Here is a 12,353-nt window from a genome sequence, read left to right on the forward strand (position 1 = left end):
CGTCAGCGGAAAATGATCGAATTTAACATAAAGGGATTCGATTCTACAGCCAATTGCTCATCAGTTAAATTGTACCTTTCGATTTTGTAAGTTTTTGAGACCGTCTCAATTCGTGCCGGCTCTGTGGCAATCCTGACATCATAGGTTTTCCACGTCATGTGATTTGTGAATTCATGATCTCCCGGATCGTCAATCATGAGATAAGTCACCGGTTTCTTTTGATAGGGATAGGCAGATTTATCAGGATTCAGTCTGTCAAGATAATTCATGGCATACCTGGATGAGTATCCGTACTGATCTGTCGTATAGATGTAATACCCGAATTCAGAAGGTGCATCATTAAAGACGCGCAGCGCTGCATCTTTGAAAAAGAGCCAGTTCCCTTGGGTAAAATCCTGATCTACTGTTTTCCAATACAGGACCTGCATGTTATTCAACAAAAGGACGGCAAGCAATACCGCAAATACTTTTTTATTGAAGTATTTGTATGTGGAAGCAAAAAAGATCGCAACGATACCGACAAAAGGAATGTAATAATAGCCCCAAATGACGCCTTTATACGCAAGCGTCAGTGCCCAGAAACCTCCCAGAAGGTATACAAACAAAAGATATTTATCGGATAAATTAATTTTTTTGACTTCCTTAATGAGGGTAAAAACCAAGGAAAAGCCGACAAAGAACGTAATCCAGAGAATATCATAGGTGATCATGCCGAGCGAATCATTCATTAGGAAATTGATTCTCTGATACAGAAGCTCACGGAAAGGCATATAGACCTTACCTGCGTTCTCAGCTCCGTTCAGATACCCGAAAACAGAGCGAATCTGAAGAAAGTCATGCCTGAGTTCAAATAAAATATAACTTGAAGTTGGTACAACTATGACAAGCATCATCAGAAGGTTTATCCACTTTTTTTTGATGATTGTTCTAAAAAGAATATACGGAGTTATCAGTATCAGCATCGGTACACCGAATGCCATTTGAAACTGAATAATACACCCCAGGATAAACATTGCAGCCGCCAATACCAAAGGGTTATCCTTCTTAATAAACAACCATAATAAATAGAAAAAAACCGGAAACAGGAGAACTGCTCCTGACGGATTGAAAAACGCATACACCGAACTCCCGTATGCCGAAGAATAAACCAAACTGGCAATCATGGCTGCTTTTTCATCAAACATGCGTCGTGCTACTTCATAAACTACTCCGACACTTACGACAAACAACAGTATCCAGAACCATCCGACCGCCACCGGGTTTCCGCCCCCCAGGACATATGCCGGCAGGTTGACATACAGCCACAAAGGCCCGTGAAACACTCCGGGAATACCGCCTGATCTCGGACCGATAAGAGTGATGTTCTTGTTGTAATAGACGTCATCAAGAAGTAGAAAATCCCTTGCTATATCAGTATGAAAGTCTATGTTGCCGTGAAGTATCGGCCATGCAGAAAAAATAATAATAACGGTTAAAAGAATAAAAAAAAGCGCACGATACAGTTTCTGCATGAATGTAATGAATTTTGGTAATTTATAGCTAAAAACTATTATACAATTATGGTAATAGCCATACAATACAAGATCTTACACATTTCTTATGAAAAACGACAAAATAACAGTTCTCATTCATACTCACAATGAAGAAAAGAATATTAAGGAATGTATCACATCAGCCCGGATACTAAGTAACGAAATCATTGTGATTGACATGGAAAGCACTGACAGGACGACTGAGATTGCAACAAGTGAAAACGTAACGATAAAAACTTTTCCTTTCTCACACTATGTAGAGCCCGCGCGTGAGTTCGGCATCAGACAGGCATCAACCGACTGGGTTTTCATTCTTGATGCTGATGAACGCATGACACAGGAATTGACTGATGAGATAAATGGACTAACCGGACCATCCCCCCTATCATCTACAACCTACAGCCTACTATCTACTCACTACAAAGTCCCCCGGAAAAATATTTTCGGAAAACAAAAATGGCTCAAATATGGTGGCTGGTGGCCGGATCATCAGATGAGATTGTTGAATAAAAAATCATTTAAGGAGTGGCCTGAACGTATACATTCAACTCCCGTTTTTGAAGGGGATTTGGGCTATTTGGAAAACCCGATTTTACATTATTTTCACGGTGACATTGAGCAGATGGTCAACAAAACAATGATATTTGAAGATATCGAATCAGATCTTCTTTTTCAAGCGAAAAGACCGGTCGGGACACTGACTTTTTTCCGGAAGTTTTTCGGAGAATTATTCCGCCGTCTCATACTTAAAAAAGGTTTTATGGACGGGACAATTGGTATAATTGAGAGTTTCTATCAGGCATATTCGAAAACAATCACCTATTTGTTTTTGTATGAAAAATACTACAACGAAAGAAAAAAAAGCGGCTCTGTATGATCCGTATTTTGATACGATGGGAGGAGGAGAAAAACATATCCTTTCAATTCTCAAGGTATTGGACGATCATGATTATGAGATCACGATATACTGGGATACTGATTTAACGGATGAGATTGTACAAAAACTGGGTTTGAAATTTAAGCGTATCCGCTTTAAAAAAAATATTTTCAAATACGGAGATCTTCTTACAAAAACAAAGGAACTATCGCAATACGATAGGTTTTTCTATGTCACTGACGGCAGCTATTTTTTCTCTACTGCCAAACAAAATTTCGTGTTCTGCATGGTCCCTCAGAAATCGTTATACAACATGGGCGTTGCTAATAAACTTAAAACAAGAAATTTTCGTTTTATTGCAAACTCTGAATTTACACGTAACTGGCTGAGCAAATGGGGTATGCAAGCAGAGGTAGTGTATCCCTATTTACCGGATGAATACATCAACCGGGATACTCAAAAGAAGGAAAAAATAATTCTGAGTGTTGGGAGGTTTTTCCGCCAGCTTCACTCTAAAAGACAGGATATTGCAATACAATGGTTCATTGATCTGCAAAAAGCCGGTGACAGATACAAAGATTACGAGCTCCACTTGGCTGGAAGCGTCCTCCCTTCTGACACGGAATATCTGCAAGAGTTGCAGGAGTCAGCAAAAGGCAATCAGAATATTCATTTTCACACTAATATTTCTTATGCGGATGTTTTAACATTGTACAAAAGAGCAGAATATTATTGGCACTTCGCCGGATATGATATCGATCAGGAAGAACATCCTGAGCGGACTGAACATCTCGGCATCACGCCTCTTGAAGCTATGGCATCGGGATGTCTCACATTTGCCTATCGGGCAGGAGGTCCTTCAGAAATTATTCAGGACAATGAAACAGGGTTTCTCTTCAGAACGCAGGAAGAACTTTTTGAAAAAATGAAAAGTGCTGAAGATATCAGGACAGAAGTACTGTCATCTGCAAAAGCATACGTAAGCAGGAATTTTTCTTACCAGACATTCCGTAAACAAGTTGAACACATTATTCTCAATCAATGAATATCTCAGTAATCATACCCACATATCGCAACACTGAAGTGCTTCTCAAAAATCTGAAGCATAACCTGCCCTACCTTGACGGATGCGAAATTATTGTAGTAAATGATTATCCGAAGCAAACAATAAAAAAAGACCTTAATCAATTCGCGCAGATCAGAGTGATTGAGAACATGACAAACAAAGGATTTGCCGGAACGGTAAATACGGGAGTCAGAGAAGCAACAAGAGATTATATTCTTCTTCTTAATGATGACGTAAAACTGCTGAATAGCTCATATAAAAAAGCATTTGATCAGCTTCAGGAAGATAAAACGCTGTTTGCAGTATCATTCGCCCAGAAAGAAACAAACGGATCAATCGTCGGGAAGAACATGATCTATTGGAAAAACGGTTTTCTACAGCATCAGGCGGTCAAACCGGATACTGCCGGTCCGAATGCCTGGGCGGAAGGGGGCTCCTGTCTTGTTGATAAGAAAAAATTTGATGAACTGCACGGCTTTGATGAGATGTTTAACCCTTTTTATTGGGAAGATATTGATCTTTCATATCGGGCGTGGAAAAAAGGATATCGGATCGAGTTCAATCCGCAGATTTTAGTGGAACACCATCATGAAACAACCATAAGCAGTCATTTCCAAAAGGACCGTATCGAGGCAATTGCATACAGAAATCAGTTGTTATTCACTTGGAAAAATATCTCTTCATGGGATCTCCTGATCGCTCACAAACTGCATCTTATCAAGAGACTTGTAAGCGCTATAATGAAAAATGATGTCAATTTTCTTGAGGGTTTTATCCAGGCTCTGAAGCGATTTCCTCAAGCCTTTATTAAACATTTCAGGAATCCGAAATTACGTTCTGATCATGAACTACTTAAAACATTTACTCAATAAAAAAGCTTATCTGCTGCTGGCACTGTTTACTTTTGTAACGGTGATGCTTCATATGAGACAGATTGAATTCCCCTGCTTCAACTCCGATGAAGCATCTTTTGCATACAACGCTTATTCAATCGCAAAAACGGCACGTGATGAATACGGGACGCTACTCCCGACGCGTTTTAAAGCATTCGGAGAAAATAAACTTCCCGTCACAATCTATACGATTGCCGCGTTCGTCGGTCCATTGGGACTGAGCGAGACAACGGCACGACTGCCGTTTATTCTCATCGGAATTATTTCTCCGATTCTCTTTTTTGTTTTAACAAAGAAACTAACCGGAAAAGAATCAATCGGACTTATAACGGCATTTCTAGCAAGCATCTCCCCGTGGATTCAGATCATGTCGCGACACATTCATGAGAATATCATCATGCTTGTATTAGTGATAGGTATGCTGTGGATTTTGTACGAACTGCAAAAAAAGGTGACAATGAGGAGACTTCTTTTCCTTTCTCTCCTGGTCGGAATCGGCCTTTTCACCTATCACATCGGGAAAGTAATAGCAGTGTTTGTACTGATGTGGGTAGCGTATTTGATACTGTTGAAAAAACAAAACCGTTCCCATATGAAAGAAGCTGCGGTTATTTTTGCAATCCCATTTGTCATCTTCGGGGCAACGGAGTTGATGAACCCGACAAGCCGCATAAGCAATTTACTTTTTACAAGCAACAAAGGATTTACCCTCTCTATTGAAGAACTTCGCAAAGAGCATGATTCGCGCATAGTTCACAACAAAATCTCAAAATCCGTTTCCGTCCTTTCGAATCAGTACCTTTCTTATTTCTCCCCTGAGTTTTTAGTAAGAAAAGGTGATAACAACGCAAGATTCGGATTTGAAGGAATATCTCCTATAACTCCGGTAACCTACATATTTATTCTTATCGGACTGTATTTTATGTTCAAAAACAGAGAAGAGTCGCGATTTTTGCTAGTGTCACTGATGCTTACGGCACCGCTTTCTGCAGCACTGTCATGGCAGGAATATTCTCTGACCAGATCATTTTTGCTTATTATTCCTTTCCTGATTTTTGCATCTTACGGGATATATCACGGTACTCTCACGTTTAAGAAAACTTCTTTTAGAATCCTTTTTCTGACAGTTGTTCTTGGAAGTATTCTCTATTTCAATTTCTTCAGCTGGGATTTTTACTTCAATCACTATCCGAAGCGTGTTGAGGCAATTTACGGATGGCAGTGCGGATATAAAAATATGGGCCAATACATCAAGGAAAATTACAATAATTTTGAGAGGTTTTATATCACCAAAAAACTGGGACAGCCGTATATCTTTACTCTGTTTTATCTGCAGTATCTGCCTTCTGATTACCACAAGCAGGCTGAACTGACTGAGCTTGACGAATACGGTTTCGGGCAGGTAGAGAAATATGACAAATTCATTTTTGATATGCCCGAGCCGGACAGGAATGAATCCGCCGTATTTATCGGATATCCTGAAGAGTTTACGAATCTGTCACGGGATGCTGTCAAAGTGATTTCAGTTGAAGGGAATGATATCTTCTGGTTGTATGAAGGTCAAAGAAACAAGTAGAGGCTGAGGTTATAAAACGTATGAATAAGAATCGGGACCCATACACTTTTCTTCTGCAAATACAAAAAGGATACTGCGAAACTCAAAAGTACATCCGTTGCCATCACCTGAAGGAGTATCATACCGCGCATATCGGGATCTGTAAATAAAATCGGAATATGCAGAAAGAAAAAGAGAAAACTGGCAAAAAAGACTGAGTTGATTGCATTTTTAGAATCTTCATAAAGCCTTTTCAGGACGAAACCGCGGGACAATATTTCCTCCGAAAAACTGGTTGCAAAAGCGATAAGAATATAATAAAACACCATCCCCACCGAACCCCGTGCCATAAACTCCTGAATATCATCGTTTCTGATAAGCTGGACGACAAAGCCTGTGACAAAAAATAACAATCCTGATGCCAGCCCGAAAATGATTCCTGCCTTCCAGTTTTTAGTACGGAGATCAACTGCTTTCCAGAACTTTTGTTTTTCCTGAGTGGAGACATAGTACATGACAGGCAGCAAAAAAATCAGCGGCTTGGAGATGAATTCATCAAACCAAATCGGCATATCAGTGCGGAAGTACACGCGGTACACACTCCAAAGAATAAGAACAATTGCCCAAGTATTCAGCACCTTTTGGATTGAAGAAATTTGTTGCTTCATTGCATACAATGTACATGCATTTAGAGAAAGATGCAAGTAGTAGAGGCCTTTATCAGGCAGTTAGTCCAAAAAGTCTCTCAGTTTTCGGGCACGTGTCGGATGTTTAAGTTTCCGAATAGCTTTCGCCTCAATTTGGCGGATTCGTTCACGGGTCACTTTGAATTCTTTGCCGACTTCTTCAAGCGTTTTCGGTTTTCCGTCTTCAAGTCCGAATCTCATAATGAGTACTTTTTTCTCGCGCGGTGACAATGTTTCGAGTACTTCCCCCAATGCGTCCTTCAGAAGTTCCTGAGAAACGGCATCATAGAGAGACGGTTTAGATTTATCGGCAATAAATTGCTCAAGTGTAGCCTCTTTATCATCGCCGACCGGAGTCGAAAGCGATTTCGGCTGCTGCGATATACGCATCAGATTCTCCGCTTCGTCAACTGATATTTCCATTTCCTTTGCTATCTCTTTAATGTCCGGATCCTTTCCGTGTTTCTGCATCAATTTTCGCTGAGTTTTATAAAAACGGTTGATCTGATCCACCATGTGCACCGGAATTCGGATTGTACGGGACTGATCTGCAATGGCACGGGTGATGGCCTGTCTGATCCACCATGTGGCGTATGTTGAAAATTTGAATCCGCGTCTCCAGTCATATTTTTCTACACCTCTGATGAGCCCCTTATTCCCTTCCTGAATAAGGTCAAGGAATGACAACCGTCTTCCCAAGTATTTTTTTGCAATGGAAACAACAAGTCGGAGATTTGCTTTAATGAGCCTTTCTTTAGCGGTTTCGTCTGCTTTTTCCGCACGCTTTGCCAAATCAATTTCTTCTTCAAATGTCAAAAGCGGTGTCCGTCCGATTTCTTTGAGGTATTTTTTGATCGGGTCGAGAGATTCTCCGTGTTTGCCGCCTATCAATTTTTCCAGTTCTTTTTCGATTTCTTCGGCAGATTTTGTTGCATCCTGTTCTTCACGGGAAGATGTTGTTTCGAAGATATCTATACCTTTCTTGAAAGCAGTATCGAAGAATTCATCAATTTGTTCAATGTGGTCTTCCGGTTCCGGAAAGACAAACATGATATCATCCTGTACGAGGAATCCGTCTTCCGTTCCTTGTTTAAGTAGATCTTTCATGTTTTTGGGCATGCGGTTCATCATGTGAGTATAAGAAAATGAAATAATCAACCGATGATATGCTGAGCCGATTGGCCTAACAAAATCAGGGGCTTGATACACTACACAAAGATCAGAGTTCTGCCTCTGATCTGAGTAGCTTTATATTTTACAGTGTCTTTGCGATTTTTTCCAATCCAAACAGCCGATTATTTCAGCTTCATCCGTAGATCGTTGTACTCTTTCGATAAAAGACTGAGTTTCTGTTCATCAGTATCGCTTTCACTTTCCATCAACGCGTCCATCTGATCTTTAATGGTGTTCATACGGATCTCGTAGGCTAGTTTTGTCAGATCAGGCTGCTCTTCTTCCGTGGCAGCAGTAAACATAAACAGCTCATCTGCAACTGATTGTATTTCCGGTTTGAGTGTTTTCACGAAACTGGAATACTCATACTGATTATTCCGTTCAAATTGGATTTTTAAGGCATCTGCAATCACCCTGAATGATGGGACAGAAAAATCTTCAGATGAAATGATGGAAAATATCGAAGCTGCATGTTCTTTCGTAGTATTTTGCAGAAGAGTACTCAGCAGATATCTCTGTATGAGATCCTTTCTCGGTAGGATCTGTTCCGGTTTGGTCGCCTGAGACTGTTTTTTAAAGCGGCTCCGGCCGGTATCCCTCATCAAACGATACAGACTACCCTCACTTACATCAAGCATTTCAGATATGATTTTCATGTAATGAGACTGTACGATCGGATTGCTTATATCCCGAATAAAAGGCATGATTTCTTCACCGATTTTTTTCTTTTGGAATGAGTTTTTCTCAGGATACTTTTTCTGAATATCTTCAAGAAGAAAATCATACACCGGCATCGCCTGCTTCAGATCTTTCTTAAATTGTACCTGATCGGCTTTAATTGCTTCATCAGGATCTTTTCCTGATGTAAACGTCGCAACATATACTTCAAAATCCAGTCTTTCTGCCGAGCGAATACCGCGTTTCATGGCTTCAACACCGGCCTCATCCATATCAAGTGCAAGAGTAATACGCTTGGTATAGCGTTTGAGCACCCCTAGCTGTTCTTCCGTAAACGCTGCCCCTTTTATGGCCACAATGTTGCTGATTCCGTGCTGATACGGAGTGATCATATCAAATTCCCCTTCCACGACATATACATTTTCAGCTTTTCTGATCTCATCTTTTGCTAAATGAATCCCGAATAGATTTTCCCTTTTGTGATATATCTCCGTTTCCGGCGTGTTCACATATTTTGCTTCTTTTTTTGTGTTATCCAACAACCGTCCCGAAAAGCCGACAACATTTCCCTTTGCATCTTTCAGAGGGAACATCAGCCGGTTGCGGAACCGGTCATACATTCGGCTCCCTGACTGTATCACCAATCCGGTCGCAGCAATATCCTGCGGATTAAATCCTTTTTTGGTCAGAAATTTCAGAAGTGAATCCCAGGATGCGGGTGCGTATCCGAGTTCAAACGTATGAATAATCTTTTCATTGGTACCCCGCCCTACCAGATATTCCATCGCTTTCTTCCCATACTGAGTTTTTGTCAGAAGATACGCATAGTATTTCAAAGCCATACTGTTTATGGCGTACAAATGCTCTTTCCGCTTCCATTGTTTATCGTCATAGGAAGTATCCTCCAGTTTTACCCCAACCTGATCTGCCAGTTCTCTTAGTGCTTCGTAGAAGGTCAAATTCTCCCATTTCATTTTGAAGGTGATAACATCGCCGCCTATTCCGCATGTCCCGAAGCAGTGCCATATCTGTCGGTCGGGAGAAACGACAAATGAGGGAGATTTTTCCTGATGAAAGGGACATAAACCTTTAAAATTCCTGCCTGCCTTTTTCAGGTCTACAAACTGCCCGATAAACTCAACAATGTCGATCTTCTCTTTTATTTCTTCTATTTGATTGTTCATCTCGTAAGTATAATTAGGCAAAGTTGAAATATACGGATTGTACAGCTTTTATTCAACGCCTTCTTTTTTCACTTGCTTTCTTTTTCGCAATCCTATTATAATGATTTTAATGCTATATATATACCTGGATACTAATACTATCAAATTAATGTTTCTCAAGAAGAGTATTCTTGGGCAATATGAAGCATCTTTTTATAAGAAAACGCTCCAGGTTCCTTTGCTTGAGAACGGCAAACCCGCCAATCCGGACGTCATCGCATCAGGAATAAAAGAAACCCTTGCCATGCTCCCTGACGGAGCATCGAAAGACAAAGAAGTCACTCTGATACTTCCCCAGGAGGCTTTCATGTATATGAGAACTGATATGCCGGCTGATGTCGCTGAGAATGCACTCGGGAGTTATCTCAAAGAAAAAGCACGAACCGAACTGAATTTTGATGTTGAAACAGGACACTACGACTACATTATTCGTGAAAACGAAGGAAAGAAAAAAATTGTCGTTTATGCGGCTTCCAATGAAACCGTTGAGGCTTTCGCGGAGCCATTGAAATTGATTGAGCTTTCACTTCAATGTATTGTTCCTGAGTCTCTTACCTACTTCAAACTCTTTGAGAAAACACTGCGAACCAATAAAAAGGAAAATATCTGGTACGTATCATACGACCAGGATCAGCTGTCTGGATACATCTACGACTCTTACGGGCTTCTTGAAGATAAACACTGGACTGCAAAGATGACCGCCGACAAAAAAATTGAAAAAGTATTGCAAAAGAAGGCTGCAGAATATCAAACCCAATATACGAAACTGAACCGGCTGATTTTGTCCGGCGCTCAATCTGAATCCGTCCGGCAGGACACTTTCACCAAAGATGTCGGTGTCTGGACCAATCCTCTCAAGCGGATTATCCCTCATTTCTACGGAGACTATCTCAAAATGCTGGCAGGTCAGGACAATAGAGAAATACCTGTTCTTGAATATGATATGCTTCTCGGAGCTTTTATTTTCAATACGGAGAATAAAGCTTTCACTCTCATAAACGGAAAAACCAAAGGATCTGGAGGCAGCAAATACGCGAAACCGTCGCTCGGAATGCCGAAACCCAATCTTCCGGTGAAAGGAATACTGTTTTTTCTGATCTCTTTTGCCCTCACATTTGCCATACTTTATGCCGTAAAGATGAATGTAAAGCAGCTTTCGTTTAAAATGCCGAGTTTGAATTTCTCAATTCCGGGAATGACTCCGCCTACAGCGACTCCTGTTCCGGCCACACCTACACCCGTGCCTCCGACAGCCACACCTACACCCGCTATTGACCGTTCGGAGGTCCGAGTACAGGTACTGAACGGTTCCGGTATCGCAGGAAAAGCAAGTGATGTCAAAGAATTCCTCCGTGAACAGGGATATGAGGAGATTCTCACAGGAAATGCATCGGCATTTGACTACGGAACGACCGTCATTCAAACAAAAGAAGGCGATGAAGCTCTCCGTGACCTGGTTGCCGAGGATATCACCTCTGAACTTGAAGCGGAACCTGAATTCGAAGTACTTGAAGAAGATTCTGCTGCCGATATCGTAATTATTGTCGGGACTGACTTCCGTTAAATTCTCACGTCATTATACTAAGTTCTTCGTATGGTATGATATACGGTATTACTAGCTACGTACTACAGACTACAAACTAATCTATGGACGAGACAAAACGTGAAGAACTGCAAACAAAATTTGAGCAAATCCAAGCAAAAGTCAACCCTTCTGAACTGAAATCCGAACTCCAATCCTTGGAGGCACGCACCTATGAGCAGAATTTCTGGGAAGATCATGAGACTGCCGCTGATGTGATGAAACGCATAAATGACATGAAAAAAGAAATGGAAGATGTCGAAATGATGGAACTGCTGCTTTCTGAGGGTGAATTACAGGCAGCGGAAAAATTGATTAATGCTTATGAAATCCAACTGTTCCTTTCCGGAAAATATGATAAAGGAAATGCAATTTTTGCCATTCATGCCGGTCAGGGTGGTACAGAAGCCATGGACTGGACTTCGATGCTACACCGCATGTACACACGATACTTTGAAAATAAGGGATGGAAATTTGAAGAAATTGATCGGGTACCGGGAGAAGAAGCAGGAATCAAAAGTACCGTGATGAACGTCTACGGAACATTCGCCTACGGGCTTTTGAAAGCAGAAGCCGGTGTTCACCGTCTGGTCAGACAATCACCTTTCAATGCTGACGGGTTAAGACAAACTTCATTTGCTCTTGTGGAAGTACTCCCCATCATTGAAGACAAAGAGATTGAAATAAAAGATGAAGATTTGGAATGGCAGTTCTTCCGCTCAGGCGGTGCCGGAGGTCAGAATGTAAATAAGGTTTCAACGGCTGTACGTCTGATCCATATCCCGACAGGCATAACAGTTTCCTGTCAGCAGGAACGATCCCAGCTCCAAAACCGTGAGACGGCTTTGAAACTTCTGCGGGCACAACTCTGGGAAGTTGAAGAACAAAAGCGTGAACAGAATTTGGAAACATACAAGAAAGACACACAGGCTTCTTGGGGAAGGCAAATCAGATCGTATGTCCTCCACCCGTACAAACTCATCAAAGATCTCCGTACCGAGCATGAAGACAGTCAGGTGGAGCAAGTCCTTGACGGGGATATTGAAGAATTCATTCAGGCATATCTCAAGCAGCCGAATAAAGAATAA

The 12,353-nt window shown here is 41.2% G+C and carries 10 protein-coding genes; 6 read left to right on the plus strand and 4 right to left on the minus strand.

The genetic code is table 11. From position 1 onward, the window contains the following. Window positions 1-2 precede the first annotated feature (2 nt). A complete protein-coding gene (locus tag IPM65_00605) occupies window positions 3-1,511 on the minus strand; it encodes a glycosyltransferase family 39 protein (protein QQS44093.1) in 1,509 nt (502 codons plus the stop codon). Between the two features lie 88 nt (window positions 1,512-1,599). Here IPM65_00605 and IPM65_00610 point away from each other — a divergent pair, with 88 nt between their 5' ends. The 4 genes from IPM65_00610 to IPM65_00625 are packed head-to-tail and all read left to right on the plus strand — an operon-like array spanning window position 1,600 to window position 5,944. Continuing rightward, window positions 1,600-2,409 carry a glycosyltransferase family 2 protein gene (locus tag IPM65_00610; GenBank protein ID QQS44094.1) on the plus strand — a complete coding sequence of 270 codons (810 nt, stop codon included), beginning with the start codon at window positions 1,600-1,602 and terminating at the stop codon, window positions 2,407-2,409. Next, window positions 2,366-3,454 (plus strand): glycosyltransferase family 4 protein, encoded by a 1,089-nt coding sequence (locus IPM65_00615; GenBank protein ID QQS44095.1) that lies wholly within the window; start codon window positions 2,366-2,368, stop codon window positions 3,452-3,454. The genes IPM65_00610 and IPM65_00615 overlap by 44 nt, the downstream gene beginning before the upstream one ends. Beyond that, window positions 3,451-4,347, plus strand: a complete 897-nt coding sequence (locus tag IPM65_00620) for a glycosyltransferase family 2 protein (protein ID QQS44096.1) — start codon at window positions 3,451-3,453, stop codon at window positions 4,345-4,347. The genes IPM65_00615 and IPM65_00620 overlap by 4 nt, the downstream gene beginning before the upstream one ends. Beyond that, entirely contained in the window at window positions 4,319-5,944 is a 1,626-nt protein-coding gene (locus tag IPM65_00625) for a glycosyltransferase family 39 protein (GenBank protein ID QQS44097.1), read from the plus strand. Before IPM65_00620 ends, IPM65_00625 begins: the two co-directional genes overlap by 29 nt. Here the strand turns inward: IPM65_00625 and IPM65_00630 are convergent. The 3 genes from IPM65_00630 to IPM65_00640 all read right to left on the minus strand — a co-directional run bounded on the left by IPM65_00630 (window position 5,929) and on the right by IPM65_00640 (window position 9,644). Beyond that, window positions 5,929-6,591, minus strand: coding sequence for a CPBP family intramembrane metalloprotease (locus IPM65_00630; GenBank protein ID QQS44098.1), 663 nt, complete (start codon window positions 6,589-6,591; stop codon window positions 5,929-5,931). The two genes, IPM65_00625 and IPM65_00630, sit on opposite strands and share 16 nt — an antisense overlap. Before the next feature lie 60 nt (window positions 6,592-6,651). After that, window positions 6,652-7,737: an RNA polymerase sigma factor RpoD gene (rpoD, locus tag IPM65_00635; GenBank protein QQS44099.1), complete on the minus strand. Its 1,086-nt coding sequence runs from the start codon at window positions 7,735-7,737 to the stop codon at window positions 6,652-6,654. Between the two features lie 167 nt (window positions 7,738-7,904). Beyond that, window positions 7,905-9,644 (minus strand): DNA primase, encoded by a 1,740-nt coding sequence (locus IPM65_00640; GenBank protein ID QQS44100.1) that lies wholly within the window; start codon window positions 9,642-9,644, stop codon window positions 7,905-7,907. 148 nt (window positions 9,645-9,792) lie between these two features. On the opposite strand from IPM65_00640, the gene IPM65_00645 reads away from it, so the two are divergent. Beyond that, on the plus strand, window positions 9,793-11,247 hold the full coding sequence (locus IPM65_00645; protein QQS44101.1) for a LytR C-terminal domain-containing protein: 1,455 nt from the start codon (window positions 9,793-9,795) through the stop codon (window positions 11,245-11,247). An 83-nt stretch (window positions 11,248-11,330) separates the two neighbouring features. Next, window positions 11,331-12,353 (plus strand): peptide chain release factor 2, encoded by a 1,023-nt coding sequence (prfB, locus tag IPM65_00650; protein QQS44102.1) that lies wholly within the window; start codon window positions 11,331-11,333, stop codon window positions 12,351-12,353.

The organism is Candidatus Roizmanbacteria bacterium (genome assembly GCA_016700135.1).
Lineage (GTDB): Bacteria > Patescibacteriota > Microgenomatia > UBA1406 > GWC2-37-13 > UBA1450.